Raw genomic sequence first — 18,815 nt, forward strand, 5'->3', positions numbered from 1 at the left:
TTAAATCTGTGTTCATCTGTGAAAATCTGTGGTAAAAAACCATAACTTTGCCCCATGATAAGTGAAATTGCCAACCGCATATTTAATCAAGTAATTACAGACTACCATAAGTTTGATGATATTGACCATCCGGTTGAAAACCCATATGATGCCGAAAGTTTAGAGCATCTCTTTTATCTTAAGAACTGGATCGATACAGCACAATGGCATATGGAGGATGTGGTGCGTAACCCTCAAATTGATCCTGTTGAAGGTTTGAGCTGGAAAAGACGCATTGACGCACAAAACCAGGTACGTACCGATATGGTTGAGTTTATTGATGGTTATTTCTCAAATCTTTATCAGGGGATTTCGGCTTTGCCAGATGCAAAAATCAATACAGAAAGCCCAGCATGGGCGATAGATAGGCTTTCTATTCTGGCATTGAAAATTTACCATATGCAGGAAGAAGCTGAACGCGAAAGTGCCTCAGCTGAGCACCGTGCACAATGTCAGGCTAAATTAAATGTATTGTTATCGCAACGCGAGGATCTTTCAACCAGTATCGATGAGTTATTGGCAGATATTGAGGCGGGTAAAAAATACATGAAAGTATATAAACAAATGAAAATGTACAACGATCCGAGTTTGAATCCGGTATTGTATAATAAAGCATAAATTAATCAACCACAAAGACACGAAGAACACAAAGAATCCCTTGGTGCTCTTTGTGCCTCCGTGGTAAAACATTATGGCCGCAACCCAAAAAATTATCGTTTTACGCTTTTCGGCAATGGGCGATGTGGCCATGGCAGCCTCTGTTTTACACGAATTTTCAGAACAGAACCCAAATACAGAGATCATCATGGTGAGCAGATCTGCTTTTAAGCCATTTTTTGATCGCATTCCGAACCTGATCTTCCATCCTATCGAGCCCAAAACCGTTCATAAAGGAATTGATGGTTTATACAAACTCTATCAGGAGCTCCGCAGTTATAAACCAAATGCAATAGCCGACCTGCACGATAACTTGAGAAGCAGGGCAATTTCAACTTTTTTTCGTTTAACCGGAACAGAAATTAGGCGGATAGATAAAGGAAGAGCAGAGAAAAAGAGATTAACACGTAACAATAACAAAGTTTTTAAACCCCTCAGAAAAACGGTAGAGCGTTATGCTGATGTTTTCCGCGAATTGGGATTTGCGGTTAAACTCAGTTATAAAATAGATAAATCCCCTCAGAAAATTCCAGCAAATGCACTAGATTTATTTGCCAATAAAGCGACAAAAAAAATAGGCATCTCCCCTTTTGCGCAACATGTTTATAAAATATATGCCTTAGAAAAAATGGAGGCGGTAATTGCCTTGTTAAGCGGATTAGGTTATGAGCTTTTCATATTTGGTGGTGGTAAAACAGAACAAACAACTGCCGAAAACTGGGCGAAAACCTATAAAAACGCTCATAATTTAATCGGTAATTTTAACTTAACGGAAGAGCTTGCCATTATTTCAAACTTGGATTTAATGTTAAGTATGGATTCATCCGGCATGCACATGGCATCGCTTGTTGGTGTGCCCGTAATTTCAGTTTGGGGACCAACACATCCATATGCCGGCTTTTTGGGTTACGGGCAATTGGAAAGCGATTGCATCCAGATTGATCACCCTAACAGGCCCAATTCTATTTATGGAAACAAACCCTGCCTTTGCGGTGTTGAAAACTGTATAGACTTAATTAAGCCTGAAACAATTGTAGATAAAATTAAAGAGAAATTAAATGGCTAAGCAATTACTTTTGGTCCGTCACGGTAAATCGGATTGGGGAAATTTAGATTTAAAAGATTTCGACCGACCGCTAAACAAACGTGGCAAAGAAAATGCGCCGGAAATGGCTGAAAGATTGATTAATAAAGGTTTCAAATTAGATCTGATTGTAAGTAGTCCGGCGAAAAGAGCTAAATCTACAGCTAAATACTTTGCAGAGGCCTATAATATCGACCATATCCAATTTGAAGAATCTATTTACGAAGCCAATACCAGAGCCCTACTTAAAGTGGTAAATGGGTTAAATAATGGCGCAGACCATGTAGTGATGTTTGGTCATAACCCCGGTTTTACAGATTTTGCGAACGAGTTATGCGATGCCGACATTTACAACATTCCAACTGCAGGCATGGTGTTAATTTCTTTTCCTTTTGATTCATGGCAAATGGTAAGCAAAGGAACAGGAGAATTGGTGTTTTTTGATTACCCGAAGAATAGTGACGAGGTTTAAGGTTTTTTAACATTAAGGCTAGTAGTCAGTTAATTACTTGCAACGGAAATACAGATTACACGGAAATTATTGTGTGTTTACATTAACTCAATACAGATCGGCTTTGGCCAACTCCATAAATACTTAAAACGGCTTTAGCTCATTGGCGCTGGAAAGGTTTTCCCGATAAGCACAACCTGACGTAAAATAAACCCGGTAGTAGCGGCAGCTCCCGATCCTTTATCGGGGCTAAAGCGAATAACGGGACTGAATGCGCCAAGAACTCCTGAACGAACATTTCCAAAAAACTAAAGCATATATTTCACATCCAATATTAACATCTCTAATCAAATAATTTTATTACCTTTGAATATATAAAACGAAAATCTGGCAATAGACATTTCGGTGAATTCATAACCTAAACTCCTCTGGTTATTTCATAATTCGTATCGCCAGAAAATTTATCCATTAATTTATCTGTACATGAATTTTGACTATAATACTACGCGTAGCCATTTGATTTTATCGGAATATGGCCGTAACGTACAAAATATGGTGAAGTATATCTGCGAATTACCCACCATTGAAGAACGTAATAAATATGCCCAGGCGGTTATCGACCTGATGGGTTTTTTGCAACCACATTTACGTGATGTTGCCGATTTTAAGCATAAACTTTGGGATCACCTGCACATTATTTCTGGCTACCAGATTGATGTAGACAGTCCTTATCCTAAACCATTAATTGAGAATGCTTACATTAAACCAGAGCCCCTGGCCTATCCTCAACAAAGAATTACCTACAAACACTATGGTAAAACGGTTGAGAATTTAATTGAAAAAGCCATGCGCGAAGAAAATGCCGAAATAAAAAAGGCAATGGTTCAAAGCATCGCAAATTTTATGAAAATGGCTTATGTTACCTGGAATAAAGATAATGTGAGTGATGATACCATTATTAAGGACTTAAAGTACCTTTCTGGCGGATTGTTATCTCTTGATGAAGGTGTTAACCTGGCCAAGGTAGAATTTAGAGCGCAAAACCCTCGCCAAAGTAATAACAACAACAATAACCGGGGCAGAAGCAACAATAATAACAACAACGGAAAAAACCGTCAAAATAACAACAATAATAACCGTCAACGCAATAACAACAATAAACCTAAATATTAAAGGTGAAGGGTAAAAGGCAGAAGGCGGAAGGTTAAAATATCCGCCCAATCTTGATACTTGATACTTTGTACTTGATACTAAAAAAACATGAACGCATTTGAAATAACAGGCGGAATTAAATTAAAAGGCGAAATTACCCCTCAGGGAGCCAAAAACGAGGCTTTACAGATTTTATCGGCTGTATTGCTTACCGAAAAGAAAGTAACCATCAGTAATATTCCCGACATTAAGGATGTTAACAAGCTGATTGAGTTACTTGGCGATTTAGGCGTTACCGTTGAGCGCATCAATAAAGACACCTATACCTTTGAAGCTAAAAATATTGATTTGAATTTCTTTGAATCTGATACTTTTAAAGCTAAAGGTGGTGGTTTACGTGGTTCGATTATGATTGTTGGACCATTGTTGGCACGTTTTGGTAAAGCAGCAATCCCGAAACCAGGTGGTGATAAAATTGGTCGTAGAAGACTGGACACACACTTTATAGGTTTCGAAAAATTAGGTGCAAAATTCGTTTACGACAGCAAAAAAGCTTTCTTTAATGTAGATGCAACTAATTTAAAGGGTGCATATATTTTATTAGACGAAGCATCGGTAACGGGAACGGCAAATATTGTAATGGCGGCTGTTTTAGCAAAAGGCATTACTACGATATACAATGCTGCCTGCGAACCCTATTTACAGCAACTCTGCAAAATGCTTAACCGCATGGGGGCAAAAATATCGGGCATTGGCTCGAACTTGTTAACCATTGAAGGCGTTAGCGTTTTAGGCGGAACTGAGCACAGAATGTTGCCGGATATGATCGAAATTGGCTCTTTTATTGGTATGGCTGCAATGACAGAGTCGGAAATTACCATTAAAGATGTTTGTTATGATGAACTGGGTGTAATACCAGAGGTTTTCAGAAAACTGGGCATTAAATTAGAGCGCCGTGGCGATGATATTTATGTTCCCTCACAAAAACATTATGAAATCGATACTTTTATCGATGGTTCGATTTTAACCATTGCCGATTCTCCCTGGCCAGGTTTTACGCCTGACTTATTGAGCATTGTGCTGGTTGTGGCTACACAGGCAAAAGGAAACGTTTTAATCCACCAAAAAATGTTCGAAAGCCGTTTATTCTTCGTGGATAAATTGATCGATATGGGTGCTCAAATCATCTTATGCGACCCACACCGCGCAACCGTTAATGGTATTGATAAAAAATATAAACTTCGTGGAATCAGCATGACTTCTCCTGACATTAGAGCTGGAGTTTCATTGTTAATTGCAGCTTTATCTGCTGAAGGCAAATCGACCATTTACAACATCGAACAGATTGAACGTGGCTATCAGGATATCGACACCCGTTTACGTGCCCTAGGTGCGCAGATTAAACGTGTAAATGCTGATGCACCTAGTCATTAGGCTTAAAGCAGAAAGACTAAAGCTTAAAGCGAAAATAGCATAAATAAAAACGTCCGGGTAATAATTACCCGGACGTTTTGCGTTAATATTAATACGAATCGTCATGCTGAATTTATTTCAGCATCTATTAATCATTCAAGACCCAGAAATAAATTCAGGGATGACGACAAGGAGATTGCATCTGGATCAGCATCTTCCATGCCATATAGATCCTGAAACAAGTTCAGGAGGACGATCGCAGGAATTTAAACACCCTTACCCTGATATTGCGTTAATAATATCGTATTGTGTGATAATTTCGATCTTTCCAGATTCATCTTCTACTAAAACGGCCGAGTTTTCTTTATTGATCAATGAAGATATTTTATCAATCGAGGTGTTCAAATCAACAAATGGGAAAGTAGCCGTCATAATTTCTGAAATCGGCGCCGATTTTAAACCTGGATTTTCAAGTAATGCACTTAAAATATCACTCTCTGCAATTTTACCTACAATCATTCCTTGTTGCGTTACCGGAATTTGAGAGATATTCATCGATTTAATGGTATTGATGGCCTCAAGTACCGATTTTTGTGCATCAAGTGTCACAATCTCTGTGCTTTCTTTTTTAGCCAGAATGGATTTAGCGGTTAATTTTTCATCCTGTAAAAATCCGCGTTCACGTAACCAATCTTCATTATACATTTTGCCCATGTAGCGGCTACCGTGATCGTGAAAAATAACGACAACAACATCTTCTGGCTTAAGTTTATCTTTTAGCTGTATTAATCCGCCAATGGCAGCACCGGCAGAGTTACCCACGAAAATGCCTTCTTTACGCGCAATATCGCGTGTCATTAAAGCAGCGTCTTTATCTGTAACTTTTTCAAATAGGTCGATTACATCGAAATTTACATTTGCCGGAAGGAAATCTTCGCCAATACCTTCTGTGATGTAAGGATAAATTTCATCCTTATCAAATATGCCTGTTTCTTTGTATTTCTTGAAAACTGAGCCATAGGTGTCGATTCCCCAGACTTTAATATTCGGATTCTTTTCTTTCAGATATTTTCCTGTTCCAGAAATGGTTCCACCGGTACCCACACCAACCACTAAGTGTGTAATTTTTCCTTCCGTCTGCTCCCATATCTCGGGACCAGTTTGCTCATAATGCGCCTGTGAGTTGGCTAAGTTATCATACTGATTAGGTTTCCATGAATTTGGAACCTCGCGTTCTAAACGCGAAGAAACAGAATAATAAGAACGGGGATCTTCAGGCTCAACATTTGTAGGACAAACGATTACTTCGGCACCAAAGGCTCGTAAAGCATCAACTTTTTCTTTTGATTGCTTATCTGTAGTGGTAAAAATACATTTATAACCTTTAATAATGGCTGCCATAGCCAGGCCCATACCTGTATTTCCGGATGTTCCTTCTATAATTGTTCCACCTGGTTTTAATTTACCACTTTTCTCGGCATCTTCAATCATTTTAACCGCCATGCGGTCTTTAATTGAGTTGCCTGGATTAGTAGTCTCTATTTTCGCCAGAATTGTTCCCGGAACTCCTTTTGTTATCGTATTTAATTTTACCAATGGCGTGTTGCCAATGGTTTCTAAAATATTATTGTACCACATGTTACAAAATTAAGCAAAGGCATTAAGTATTTTACAAACTATATTTTATTTGAAACATAATTTCGAAAACAACAAATTAAAAGAATTTAATTTCATAATCTATAATTATGATGGGCATTATAGATTGATTATTGGGCAAAACGCAATTCCGAAAGTAGGTTCGTCATTTCGACTGTAGTGAAACGGAATGGAGAAATCTAAAATCTAGTTCTCACTACACCAACTTGTAAATCTTGCCTGGTAGCGAAACAATAATCCCCTGCATCTCTAATGTAAGGATTACAATTGCCAGTTTACTTTGCTGAATATTCAATTGAATGCAAAGCTCATCTATACTAAGTTGGCCGCTTTGTAATGCATCTACGACCCGCTGTTCATTAGGGGTAAGGCTAAGGTGTAGCATGGTTTGCGCTTCGTTTTTCTTTTCTCTCACCTCATCATCCCAACCCAGGTAATAAATCAGATCATGAGCATTATTTATTAATCCGGCCCTATTGGTTTTAATCAGGAAATTACAGCCTTCCGAAAAAACATCATTTGTTCTACCCGGAAAAGCATATACATCTTTATTGTAAGAATTTGCGATTTCTGCGGTAATTAGGGCACCTCCCTTTATTGATGCTTCAACTACAATGGTAGCATCTGCAATCCCTGCAATAATCCGGTTCCTTTGTGGAAAATTAGGCCGATCCGGATTGGTTAGGATCGGGAATTCGGTGAGCAGGCTTCCATTCAAAACCATTTTTTGAGCAATCGTTTTATGAATTTTTGGATACAATCGATCTAAGCCATGACCAAGCACACCAACGGTAGGAATATTATTTACCAAGCATTCTTTATGGGCCGTTATATCGATACCATAGGCCAAGCCACTCACTATCAAAACATTGTACGGTGCTAAAACTTCGCACAATTCTTTACAGAGGTTTTTTCCATAGCTTGTTGCATTACGGGTTCCAACGATACTGATGATGCGCTGATGGTTAAAATCAACTGTGCCTTTGGCATAAAGCAATATTGGCGAATCGATGCAATTCTTTAACCTTTTAGGGTATTTTTCATCAGCGAAAAACAATACTTCTATTCCATGTTTTTCAATAAAATCTAATTCTTGCCTGGCCCTTACCAAAGCATCGGTACTACGAATGGCTTCAATTGTTTTCTCTCCAACACCCGGAATCTGCAAAAGCTGCTTTTTGTTCGCAGAAAACACATTTTCAGCGCTTCCACAATAGGCAAGAAGATTTTTGGCCGTTACCGGGCCTATAGATTTAATAAAAGTTAAGGCAATTTTATGGAGCATGCTCATGATCTGATAAGGTTAAATAAATGCGGGATGATTTATTTCCTTAAAGCAAGCTTAAAAATCAATATCGATTAAACTTTTTAACGGAATATGAATATTATTCTTTAGCTGGATGTATTTTTCTGTAACAGCCCAAACTGTAGTATCAACGCGTTTTGGCCCAATGGTAGTATTAAAAGTAATGACGGCTTTTGATTTAAACTCATTCCCCAGCCGTTGTGCTTCATCAAGTTTTGTTTTTAATTCTGTAGTATGATCTTCTTTTGCATTGATGATGTTTAAATAACTGATATGTTCCTTTTCTACAATTTCTATTGGCATGGTATCTCTTTAACGATTAATGTTAAACAAGCTTATCAATTTTTTATAAAAAAAACAACAATATTTTCTCAAATAAAGCAATAATCACATAAAAAAGGCCAGATTTGAAATACAAAACTGGCCTTTTTAGTAAATTTTAAAGCTAATTACTTAAATTTCAGCTTTCTAGTTTCAACCATACCTTTAAATTCATGATCAAGCTTTTCATTTGCGGCAGCTATCTGAACCTTTGTTGCTCCTGAAGTGCTGCTTAATGTATTATCTTTAGCCAAAGCCATGAAGGTGTTGTTCCCAGAATAATATAAAGCCTGGGCCAACATCTTTTCAGCTGGATTTCCAAAATCCTTAGTTAAATCATCTGTTACATCCTTATCAACGGTCATCCCTGAAAAATAATCACCTTGATCTAATTGGTTTTTGGTTTGGAATTGGGGGATGTATAAGTCGTTTTTATCAATTCTTAAAGAGAAAAAGCCTACAGGTTTCCCATATGTAGTTTTACCAATTAATTTAACATCCATAACAGGCTTTAAATTATTGATTAAAAGTTCGCTAGCAGACGCCGTACCACCTGTTACAATGAAATAAACTCTTGTAACGGCAAGAGCGCCTCTTTTTTTAAAAACTTCTTGGTTCCCTGCTGCAATTGTAGGTTTAAAGCTATAATCAAAAGCACTTATAAGTTCTGTTTTTCCGTTAGGCAAGGTATAGTAGAATTTTTGATTTTCAAGAATTCTCGCCTGTGCATCTTGCATCGTTTTATTAAAATAAGTAGTGTACATTATTTTCCCATTTTGAGATACAGGTGCAATAAGGTTGGTAAATGCTTCGGAAGTAGCCACCGAACCGCCACCGTTATACCTTAAATCTACAACAAGCTCGGTTACCCCGTCAGTTGAAAATTTGGAAAAAGCAGCGTCCAATGCATCTACTGCATTGGTAGTAAAGCTATTAAATACAATATACCCAACTTTTTTGGCACCAACTGTATAAGTATTGCTAAATAAAATAGGTTTTATATCATATTTACCACGGTTAATCACAATATCTTGTGTAGTATTATCGGGTTTTAAAACCGTTAGCGAAATGGATGGATTGTTGCCAAATATTGAGGCATTTAAATTAGCTATATCAGTACTGCTTGACCTGGAAGTTCCGCCACCATTAACCTTAGTAATCTGGTATCCCCGTTTTAATCCCTGCACATCAGCAGGAGAACCCGGATAAACATACTTTACCCTTAATAAATCGGTAACATCAAAATTTGCAGAAAAGCCATAATCTTCACCCGCCCCACCAAGTTGGGTGGCTACACTACCGTCATCAATAAAAGAATATTTATCTTTCCCCCCTGTGCTTGGCAAAGCTTTTATTGCCGCCAAAACTGCCTCATTTGAACCATACTGTCTTGGATTAAAAGATGAGTAACTTGGCATCCCCACATTCCACAAATAAGTTTGCTGTGCATACAGATAAATAGAATCTTTGGTTAATTCTGCCCGGGTCCCTGGAGTGCCTTGCGGTGCACCTTCCCCATCAGGATTATTATTCGATTTTTTACATGATACTGTAAATCCAACCACAATAAGCAAAGCACACAAAAATGTATTTTGCGAAATAAATTTTCTAAGCATATTTACTTGTAAATTTCTAGTGACACAATATACGGCAAATTAATTAATTTAGATTGTTGCTCATCAAATTTATTTGCACCAACAACTAACGCCTGGTTAGGCGATAAATTGTTGCTGTTTAGTATGTTCTGAAAAATTTCCACTTTAGTTAAACCTAGCTCCTCAACAAAATATACTGTAAGATATTGCTCTAGTCCATTCCACTCTGTTTGCTTAATTTTATTAAGTTGTTGCTCAGGGTTGCCGGCAGTTACAATAAATATTTGTTTGCGGTCTACCACAAGTTCCTGCATAAACTCCAGCACATTTTTATAAAGCAAAAGTTTTAAAGGTAAACGGGCATTCTGATGTAGAAGATCAAAATTATGCTTGTACTTCATATCAATGGCAAACTGATCTGCTGTTTTCTCAAAAAGTTTTTGAGTACCATTATTTTCGTATGTTGCACGCATAAATTCAATAATAGGCTGCGCACTTTTTTGCTCGGTATATTCTATAAACTGCGCAAACAGATAATAAACCTGTAGCAAATAATCCTTCTCTGGAAATAGCACATCGTCCAATTCAAAAATTACGATCTGCTTGTCCTTAACGTATTGATATGCATCCATGTTAAATTGTAAAAAGTTTTAAATCATTGGCATCATTATAACCAAATACTCCATTTAATTTGGGAGATACATTTGCAGGTAGAGAAGCCTCCCCGGTTGAAAAAATCTGATCGCCGTGAATAAACACTGCAAAATTTTGATAAGGGAGCTTTTGTTCTGCCAGATAGTCGGCAATTATAGCTGCATCAGGCAATAGTACCTGGATTCCATACTCGCCAAAAAGTACAGCAGATTTAGCCAATGGCTCAAGCTCATAATGGTGCAAAGGGATAATACAATCTATGGCCTCAGTGATACAAAAATTTAATAGAATATGAGCGATACTGTCTTTATTTAATACACCTAACGATGAAAAGGCATAATTTTCAGTTACAATCCCCGGTACATCACCATAATCGGCAAGTAAAACAAAATGACTGGGAAACGCTTTCATCAGCTTCAAAGCCTTAGCATTGTTCCCTCCTGTTATCAGTATTTTCAAAGTATAATGATTGAATGAATAAGTTAGTTAATAATTGAATGAAAGAATGATAGAATTAGCGAATGATATGATCTTATACGATTAAACCGTCCTTCATACTCACTACACGGTCGCTGGTTTTTGCAAGGTGTTCATTGTGCGTAACAATTACAAAAGTTTGATGGAAATTATCGCGCAAACTTACAAACAACTGGTGTAATCCGGCTGCATTTTCGGAGTCTAAATTCCCTGATGGTTCATCAGCCAATATAATTGAAGGATTATTGATCAGCGCTCTTGCAATGGCTACACGCTGCTGCTCACCGCCAGACAGCTGATTGGGCTTATGCTGGGCCCTGTCTTTTAGTCCAAACAGATCTAACAGTTCAAATGCCCTGCTTTCGGCCTGTTTTTTATTGGTTTTGGCAATAAATGCCGGAATGCAAATATTTTCAATGGCACTAAATTCTGGCAACAAATGATGAAACTGAAATACAAAACCGATATTCTGATTGCGGAAAGTACTCAGCAGATCGCCGTTCAATCTATTAACAACAGTACCCTTTAGTTCTACAGACCCGGCATCAGGTTTATCCAATGTTCCTAAAATATGCAATAAAGTACTTTTACCTGCACCAGATGGCCCAATAATACTTACAATCTCCCCTTTTTGCACTTCAAAATTTACGCCTTTTAAAATTTGTAGATTTCCGTACGATTTTCTTATTCCCGTGGCTTTTAGCATGCTTCAAATTTAATAAAAAAGGTTAAAGCGTAAAGACTAAAGCAAAAAGACTAAAGACCAAAGCATAAGACTAAAGCACAAAGACTAAAGCACAAAGACTAAATGCCTAACACCGGAACTTTAAAATCTGTGTAATCCCTAAATCCGTGTAATCATCCCGAAGGAAAAAAAATAATTTTGGAAATATCAATTTCTTATTTAACTTTGAAAAACAAAGCACTTTTAAAATGAGCACTCAGGAAGAACAATTAAATACCTTAAAAGATATAAGACAAATGATGGACAGGTCGTCGAGATTTATTTCTTTAAGCGGTTTATCTGGTGTTTTTGCAGGCGTTATCGCTTTAATTGGGGCTTATTTTGCAAACGATGAAATTAACAAATTCATCGGCAAACGCGGTTACGGTTATGGCGTTGATGGAGAAATGGACCTGGAGTTTAACTTAATAAAACTTGGTATTTTTGTTTTGGTGATTGCGCTGGCTGGAGGAGTTTTATTTACCTATAGAAAAAGTCAGAAAAACAATCTTCCAATCTGGGATAAAACCTCTAAATCACTTTTAATTAATTTATTTGTCCCATTGGTTGCCGGAGGTTTGTTTATTATTGCTTTATTGATTAACCATCCGAATACTTATGCTATTGTTGCACCAAGCTGTTTAATTTTTTATGGTTTGGCGCTTATTAATGCCAGTAAATATACTTACAGCGACATTCGCTACCTGGGGCTTTGCGAGGTAATACTTGGTCTGATCTGCATGTTTTACGTAGGTTATGGCTTAATTTTTTGGGCTTTTGGCTTTGGTGTATTGCACATTGTTTATGGTCTTTTAATGTATTTTAAATATGAGAGAGGTCAGTAAGGATGAAAAACCCGATAGCAGATTTAAATAAAATATTCGATAGCCGGATCAGGTTGGGCGTAATGTCTATTCTGGTGGTAAACGATGAAATTGGCTTTAACGACCTGAAACAAATGCTCGAATTAACAGATGGAAACCTGGCCTCACACCTGAATACTTTAGAGCAGGCAGAATTTATCAAGGTACACAAGGGTTTTATCGGCAGAAAAACCAGTACCACCTACGCTATTACGGCTTTGGGCAAACAGGCTTTTAAAGCACATTTAGATGCACTTGAAAAAATGATCAAAAAACTATAAGTCATTTTTTTTTAACTATTCACTTTGAAATTCAAAGCACTTTTAAATCGCAAAAAAAATGGAAGAAATATTAGAACCTCAAATGAATTACTTAGGCAAAAGGCTGGCTTACTATTCTGCACTTATCGGCACGTTAATTCTAATAGCAAACTTAATATCAGACTCTTTTTTTCTCATGATAGTAGGAGCTGTTTTTACGCTTGGTGCTGCAATTGTAAATCTCTTTGTGTTAGCTATAGTTCTAATTGAGCTCATTTGTGATCAAACTTCCTGGAGGAACACTGTCGCTACCATCATCTGCATGCTATTAAATATTCCCTTAGTCATTATCTACATACTTATTATAAGTTATTTCAATTCTTAAACCTTAAACAAAATGAAAAATAGATCCAACCTCTTATCACTCTCTGTTCTGCTGGGTGGCCTACTGTTTACTTTTCTCTTCTGGCAGGAAAGATTAGCGCTCAATCTGCTTATTTATAGCATTTATTTACTGGCTATCACCTTTATTAATCCAGATGTAGTTAAAAGTACCAAACTAAAAATTTACGGCTTAGCACATCTTTTGGCCGCAGTACTGGTGGTGGTTAATAATTCTGATTTATCCGTTGCCACTTATTACATCAGTTTGCTGTTATTTATCGGTTTTAGTCATAACCAGCAGATCAGAACTATTTTTGCCGCTTTTCTTGCCAGTATCTTACAAATGATCACGGTTCCTTTTAATGCAGTAAAACATTTAAGTAAAATAAGCATAGGCAATTTTAACCTGAAACCTTTTTTTAAATTGATCAAGTACATTTTTATACCTGTTATTGCCGTAATCTTTTTTACGTGTTTGTATTCTGCAGCGAATAATGTTTTTGCACATTATGCCGAAAGTGTATTAACTAACATCGGTCAATTTTTTGAAGATATCCTCCATTTCTTTTTCAAAGATTTAAGTATCGAACGTATCATACACTTCTGCTTTGGATTAGCCTTAACAGGAGGTTTATTACTCACTTTTTTTGATAAAACTTTAGAAAAAGCAGAACTGACATGCAAGGAACAATTAGTAAGGATCAGAAGAACATCAGGTCAAAAAACGATTTGGTACCACATTGTAGAAACATTTAGCGGTAATCTCTTAACACGGAAAATGGCTTTAAAAACCGAATACATTGTAGGCATAATTTCGTTTGTTGCCCTTAACGTCCTATTGTTGTTATTAAATGCCATCGATATTACCACGCTTTGGTTCGGTTATAAACCTTCAGGAAATTTCTCTGGAGAGCTACACCAGGGCACCAATACACTAATCTTTAGTATTGTAATGGCCATGGCGGTAATCCTTTACTTTTTCAGGGGAAACCTAAATTTTTATCGTAAAAGCAAAACATTAAGGGCGCTTGCCTTTACCTGGATGGTTCAAAATTTCATCCTGATTATTTCTGTATTTATCCGCGATGGTTATTATATCGAATTCCACGGTTTAACCCATAAAAGAATCGGTGTTTTGGTCTTCGCTACACTTTGCATCATCGGTTTGGCAACGGTTTATTTTAAAGTAGCGAAACAAAAAACTATATTCTACCTTTTCAAAGTAAATGGTAACATCTGGTTTGCCCTATTATTGGCTTTTAGTCTAATAAACTGGGATGTTTTTATTGTGAAATACAATTTAGCACAAAGTGATAAGGTTGGTATCGATGCCGATTACCTACTATCATTATCAGACAAGACCCTGCCCATTTTATATAAAAACAGATCAAAACTGGATTATACTCCTTCTAAAGATCTAAACGGAAGAGAAATTGCCAAGCCCCAAACAGCAGACTTTTATAGAGACCAGTTGGACAGACGTATTGGCTATTTTAAAGAACGTTACGAAAGCGTAAGCTGGCTATCATGGAACCTGCAGGATTGGAATACAGCAGAATATTTTGGAGATAATAAAAATTAGATCAAGTATAACGTGAATAAAATTTTGAAGTGGGGGCTTATTTCTGTAGGTATTGGAGCACTGATCTTTATTAGCTATGTGGTTTGGGGGTTCATAACTTTTGTGTCATCATTCGACCAAAGCTACAGCAAGAAGGATTTAATAGAAAATTACAAAATTAAAAGTAAAGAGATTAATAAATTACAAAAATATATGAAATCCATAATCCCAGTTGGCAAGTCAGTAACATTAGAGTTTGAAAGCAATAATTCATTGTTCATTTTTCACCTTTCTGACAAAAATGGAGATTCGAGAAACTGGGATATTAATATTAATTCAAAAAAAACGGACTCTCTGCTGCGTGTATTGCATTGGACAAAGGAAACATTGGCAACTGTAAAAAAGAAATTAGACTATGCTAACTGCATTTCTGTAGAGAATAAAGAGCCCTTTACAATTGGTTATCAAAGAAGCGGCATGGGTATGTATTTCTATAATCTTTTCGATAAACCAATGACGGATAGCCTGAAAAAAGAATATAGTGATGGTTGTACACACATTTTGTATAATAAAAAAGTTGCACTAGAATTTGGCGGTGGGGCTATTGGGCAACAATGCTTTGAAGGTTATTTTGAAAATTAAACGAATAAATTATGAATTATTTCTTATTAATAATGGCGGTTTTATTAATCTTTTTCATTTCTCTACTTCCAATAATTTTTATTTGCATAATATTAAAAAGGAAATTGGTAAAGGGATTAAAATATACTTTAATCATTTCATTAAGTATTTTACAGTTGTGGATATTTTATTCAGCCTTCACGGCTTTTTATCCAGAAGATTCTTTCTATACGGAAGAATATAAAACTGTAATTGGAATCGCTGCTCCTGCATCCGCCAAAATTGTTAAAAAGTCTGCTAGTTACCCCGATTTACATGGTGATTATTGTTCTGCATCATTGATGGAACTATCGGTTGGTGATTATAAGAGGTTGTATGAAAAAATTTCTAATGATAAATCATTTTACAATGCAGACTTTATTTATTCAGATACATTGAACGATATTTTAGACAAAGAACAGATAAAAAATATTATAATGATCAAACAGCACAAAACAAATTATGTAGGCCAAAATTGCTACATCGGTTTTTTAAACGACCGGAAAAGCATCCTTATTTATTTTGTTAACTCATAACAATAATTAACCTCTCTCCTTTGCTAAACTTTTGTTGGATTTAGTCTTCCTGGTGCTGTTTCGCATCGGGAAGCAAAGGAATCAAACTAAGTAGACTAATTAAAACACATTATAAATATAAAAATCATGAAAAATCAAGAAACATTAAATTCAGGCAAACTAAGAATCATCATTATTTTAAGCGTAATAGCATCAATACTGGCTATTCCTTTAATAGCCATGCAATTTACAAATGAGGTACAGTGGGACTTAAGGGATTTTGTTGCCGCTGGAATATTATTGCTTAGTACAGGTTTAGCCATTGAACTTGTAATTAGAAACATGAAAACAGGCACCAGCAGAACCATAGTCCTAATTGTAATTTTAATTGCATTGTTTTTAATCTGGGCAGAAATGGCTGTTGGAATTTTTGGGTCGCCAATTGCAGGAAGTTAGCACATTTTTAAAACAAATGTATAATGCCATTTCCAAGTACGACCTAATATGGTTGATCTTAAGCCAATAAGCACTTTTATTGGCTATACTCACCTTAAATCAAAATTAACGACAATGAAAAAAATTAGCTCAATAACTTTATTAAGTTTTACCATACTGGCATCATCCTGCACTGAGGAAATTAAAACCATTTCTACGGATGAAACAAGTAACATTCAAACGAAAAGTCAGCCTAAAATACAATATGATTCTCCAATTATCATTGGTAAAACAGATATTCTGCTATACCCATTAAGATTAAATGATGGCGATTACGATAGTTATAAAAGAGACGTGAATTCCAATCATTGGAACCTCATCTTTCACAACGTTATTTCAGGTAAAAGCGAATTATTGACTAAAGAAAAAATTATTATCAATTCCTTCAATATTGGTCATTCAGAACATAGTCCAAATAATCAAAATACTTTATCCGATCAGTTTATCTACTATAACATTACCGATTCTGACTATGATGGCAATAAAAAGCTAACAGACAAAGATCCTAGTAAACTTTACCTCTCCAACCTGGAGGGAAAATCATTTATCCGGATATCTCCAAACAACTATGATGTAAGTAGCTGGAAAATAGACGACAAACATGATTTAATATTAATGGATTTGATAAAGGATACTAATGGAGATAAAGAATTTGATGATAAGGATGAGGTTGAATATTTTACATACAACTTAAAAACAGGGGCTTTAAAAACTGTCTTCGACAAGAACTTCAAAGATGAAATTAAAAATTTAGCAAAAAAAGTATTGTAGAATAGCTACATCTGCTTCTTTATTGAGGTTAAGGCCCAATAATCAGCTTGTGTACCACATCACTTTTCCAGATTAACATAAAACGTTCATTTTCTGAAAAAATCAGCAATTGCTATTTGTTTAAAGGGTTTGAAATTGTAGCTTTGGGCAAATTTTGTAGCAAATGAATATTCACGAATACCAGGGTAAACAAATATTAAAAAGTTTCGGTGTTAACGTTCAAGAAGGAATAGTTGCCGATACTCCTGAGCAAGCTGTTGAGGCTGCTAAGCAACTGAAAATAGATTACAATTCTGACTGGGTTGTAATTAAAGCGCAAATCCACGCAGGTGGCCGCGGTAAAGGTGGTGGTGTTAAATTAGCCAAAAACCTTGAAGAAGTTAAACAACGTGCAACCGATATTATTGGTATGCAGTTGGTGACTCCTCAAACCGGTCCTGAAGGTAAATTAGTGAGTAAAATTTTAGTTGCTCAGGATGTTTATTATCCGGGTGCTTCTGAAACCAAAGAATTCTACATTTCGGTATTGTTAGACCGTGCAAAAGGCCGTAACATCATCATGTACAGTACGGAAGGTGGTATGGATATCGAAGAAGTTGCCGAGCACACGCCGCACTTAATTTTCAAAGAAGAAATCGACCCTAAAGTTGGCTTACAAGGCTTCCAAGCCCGTAAAGTAGCTTTTAACTTAGGCGTTAGTGGTGCTGCACATAAAGAAATGGTTAAATTTGTAACCGCTTTATACAAAGCTTACGAAGCTACCGATTCTTCAATGTTCGAAATCAACCCGGTATTAAAAACTTCTGATGATAAAGTAATTGCAGTTGATGCTAAAGTGAATCTGGATGAAAACGCTTTATTCCGTCATCCTGATTATGCAGCAATGCGCGACGTTACGGAAGAAGATCCAATGGAAGTTGAAGCAAGTGCTTCTAACCTAAACTTCGTTAACCTTGATGGTAACGTAGGTTGTATGGTTAACGGTGCTGGTTTAGCCATGGCTACCATGGATATTATTAAATTGGCCGGTGGTGAGCCTGCTAACTTCTTAGACGTTGGCGGAACTGCTAATGCACAAACAGTTAAAGCAGCTTTCAACATCATTTTAAAAGACCCTAACGTTAAAGCAATTTTGATCAACATTTTTGGCGGTATTGTTCGTTGCGACCGTGTTGCGCAAGGTGTAATCGATGCTTATAAAGAAATCGGCAACATTCCAGTGCCAATTATCTGCCGTTTACAAGGCACAAATGCCGAAGAAGCTAAAAAATTAATTGATGAGTCTGGCCTTCAGGTTTACTCAGCAATCGCTTTAAAAGAAGCTGCAGATTTAGTTACTAAAGTATTGGCTGAACAAGCTTAATAAGCTTAAAGCAAAAAGACTAAAGCTTAAAGCATTAATCATAATTTACAAACCTTTCAGTGAAAACTGGAAGGTTTTTTTTTATTCCCCGCTTTTAGAGGGCTGTCCGCAGGACGGGGTGTTCTCTAACCTACCATTACCAGCAATTCAATAGCAATCGACTTAAATGTACTAAGGTGTCTTAGGTGGTCAATATTTTTCTTGGAAAGCAAGCTCTGCACATTTCAGTTTCGGAAGCCCTGCTATCAATCAATCTTTTTAAACAACAACTGTCATGCTGAGGCACGAAGCATCTGTTTAATCGGGTGCAGATGCTTCGTACCTCAGCATGGCTACAAAATTTATGGGCACTACAGTTAAAAAGTATTTTCGTTCTATCAGGTTTATTTAACATGGGTCCGCCGTACTCCGGCA

21 protein-coding genes are annotated in these 18,815 nt (G+C 36.5%); 14 read left to right on the plus strand and 7 right to left on the minus strand.

All coding sequences use genetic code 11. The features are described from left to right. The first annotated feature begins 54 nt into the window (after positions 1-54). From LQ201_RS01630 to murA, 5 genes are all read left to right on the plus strand, one after another. Positions 55-657, plus strand: coding sequence for a DUF4254 domain-containing protein (locus tag LQ201_RS01630; protein WP_230143975.1), 603 nt, complete (start codon positions 55-57; stop codon positions 655-657). A 73-nt stretch (positions 658-730) separates the two neighbouring features. Further along, complete coding sequence (locus tag LQ201_RS01635) at positions 731-1,762, plus strand: glycosyltransferase family 9 protein (protein WP_230143974.1); 1,032 nt, start codon at positions 731-733, stop codon at positions 1,760-1,762. Then, positions 1,755-2,252, plus strand: coding sequence for a histidine phosphatase family protein (locus LQ201_RS01640; protein WP_230143973.1), 498 nt, complete (start codon positions 1,755-1,757; stop codon positions 2,250-2,252). The genes LQ201_RS01635 and LQ201_RS01640 overlap by 8 nt, the downstream gene beginning before the upstream one ends. A gap of 462 nt (positions 2,253-2,714) precedes the next feature. After that, positions 2,715-3,404 carry a DUF4290 domain-containing protein gene (locus LQ201_RS01645; protein ID WP_230143972.1) on the plus strand — a complete coding sequence of 230 codons (690 nt, stop codon included), beginning with the start codon at positions 2,715-2,717 and terminating at the stop codon, positions 3,402-3,404. 87 nt (positions 3,405-3,491) lie between these two features. After that, positions 3,492-4,817 carry a UDP-N-acetylglucosamine 1-carboxyvinyltransferase gene (gene murA, locus LQ201_RS01650; RefSeq protein WP_230143971.1) on the plus strand — a complete coding sequence of 442 codons (1,326 nt, stop codon included), beginning with the start codon at positions 3,492-3,494 and terminating at the stop codon, positions 4,815-4,817. A gap of 255 nt (positions 4,818-5,072) precedes the next feature. Here the strand turns inward: murA and LQ201_RS01655 are convergent, their stop codons facing one another. The 7 genes from LQ201_RS01655 to LQ201_RS01685 all read right to left on the minus strand — a co-directional run bounded on the left by LQ201_RS01655 (position 5,073) and on the right by LQ201_RS01685 (position 11,511). After that, positions 5,073-6,434: a pyridoxal-phosphate dependent enzyme gene (locus tag LQ201_RS01655; protein WP_029277167.1), complete on the minus strand. Its 1,362-nt coding sequence runs from the start codon at positions 6,432-6,434 to the stop codon at positions 5,073-5,075. A gap of 214 nt (positions 6,435-6,648) precedes the next feature. Further along, positions 6,649-7,743: a DNA-processing protein DprA gene (dprA, locus tag LQ201_RS01660; RefSeq protein ID WP_230143970.1), complete on the minus strand. Its 1,095-nt coding sequence runs from the start codon at positions 7,741-7,743 to the stop codon at positions 6,649-6,651. A gap of 51 nt (positions 7,744-7,794) precedes the next feature. Continuing rightward, a complete protein-coding gene (locus LQ201_RS01665) occupies positions 7,795-8,061 on the minus strand; it encodes a hypothetical protein (protein ID WP_029277171.1) in 267 nt (88 codons plus the stop codon). A 146-nt stretch (positions 8,062-8,207) separates the two neighbouring features. Then, the gene (locus LQ201_RS01670) at positions 8,208-9,695 is read right to left on the minus strand and encodes a S41 family peptidase (RefSeq protein ID WP_230143968.1); all 1,488 of its coding nucleotides are present in this window, start codon (positions 9,693-9,695) and stop codon (positions 8,208-8,210) included. Between the two features lie 2 nt (positions 9,696-9,697). Beyond that, on the minus strand, positions 9,698-10,306 hold the full coding sequence (locus LQ201_RS01675; RefSeq protein ID WP_230143967.1) for an HAD family hydrolase: 609 nt from the start codon (positions 10,304-10,306) through the stop codon (positions 9,698-9,700). Position 10,307: 1 nt separating this feature from the next. Continuing rightward, a complete protein-coding gene (locus LQ201_RS01680; protein ID WP_230143965.1) occupies positions 10,308-10,787 on the minus strand; it encodes a hypothetical protein in 480 nt (159 codons plus the stop codon). A gap of 73 nt (positions 10,788-10,860) precedes the next feature. Continuing rightward, positions 10,861-11,511: an ABC transporter ATP-binding protein gene (locus LQ201_RS01685; RefSeq protein ID WP_230143964.1), complete on the minus strand. Its 651-nt coding sequence runs from the start codon at positions 11,509-11,511 to the stop codon at positions 10,861-10,863. Positions 11,512-11,738: 227 nt separating this feature from the next. Here LQ201_RS01685 and LQ201_RS01690 point away from each other — a divergent pair, with 227 nt between their 5' ends. From LQ201_RS01690 to sucC, 9 genes are all read left to right on the plus strand, one after another. Next, positions 11,739-12,374 (plus strand): hypothetical protein, encoded by a 636-nt coding sequence (locus LQ201_RS01690; protein ID WP_230143963.1) that lies wholly within the window; start codon positions 11,739-11,741, stop codon positions 12,372-12,374. Positions 12,375-12,376: 2 nt separating this feature from the next. Beyond that, on the plus strand, positions 12,377-12,673 hold the full coding sequence (locus LQ201_RS01695; RefSeq protein WP_029277182.1) for a transcriptional regulator: 297 nt from the start codon (positions 12,377-12,379) through the stop codon (positions 12,671-12,673). A 58-nt stretch (positions 12,674-12,731) separates the two neighbouring features. Further along, the gene (locus LQ201_RS01700; RefSeq protein WP_230143962.1) at positions 12,732-13,037 is read left to right on the plus strand and encodes a hypothetical protein; all 306 of its coding nucleotides are present in this window, start codon (positions 12,732-12,734) and stop codon (positions 13,035-13,037) included. A 12-nt stretch (positions 13,038-13,049) separates the two neighbouring features. Next, complete coding sequence (locus LQ201_RS01705; protein ID WP_230143961.1) at positions 13,050-14,618, plus strand: DUF4173 domain-containing protein; 1,569 nt, start codon at positions 13,050-13,052, stop codon at positions 14,616-14,618. 12 nt (positions 14,619-14,630) lie between these two features. After that, on the plus strand, positions 14,631-15,239 hold the full coding sequence (locus LQ201_RS01710) for a hypothetical protein (RefSeq protein WP_230143960.1): 609 nt from the start codon (positions 14,631-14,633) through the stop codon (positions 15,237-15,239). A gap of 11 nt (positions 15,240-15,250) precedes the next feature. Then, on the plus strand, positions 15,251-15,793 hold the full coding sequence (locus LQ201_RS01715; protein WP_230143959.1) for a hypothetical protein: 543 nt from the start codon (positions 15,251-15,253) through the stop codon (positions 15,791-15,793). 126 nt (positions 15,794-15,919) lie between these two features. Next, entirely contained in the window at positions 15,920-16,228 is a 309-nt protein-coding gene (locus LQ201_RS01720; protein ID WP_230143957.1) for a hypothetical protein, read from the plus strand. A 114-nt stretch (positions 16,229-16,342) separates the two neighbouring features. Next, the gene (locus LQ201_RS01725) at positions 16,343-17,038 is read left to right on the plus strand and encodes a hypothetical protein (RefSeq protein ID WP_230143955.1); all 696 of its coding nucleotides are present in this window, start codon (positions 16,343-16,345) and stop codon (positions 17,036-17,038) included. A 163-nt stretch (positions 17,039-17,201) separates the two neighbouring features. Beyond that, positions 17,202-18,401, plus strand: coding sequence for an ADP-forming succinate--CoA ligase subunit beta (gene sucC, locus LQ201_RS01730; RefSeq protein ID WP_025142947.1), 1,200 nt, complete (start codon positions 17,202-17,204; stop codon positions 18,399-18,401). Positions 18,402-18,815 lie beyond the last annotated feature (414 nt).

Source organism: Pedobacter sp. Bi126, assembly GCF_918698245.1.
Classification (GTDB): domain Bacteria; phylum Bacteroidota; class Bacteroidia; order Sphingobacteriales; family Sphingobacteriaceae; genus Pedobacter.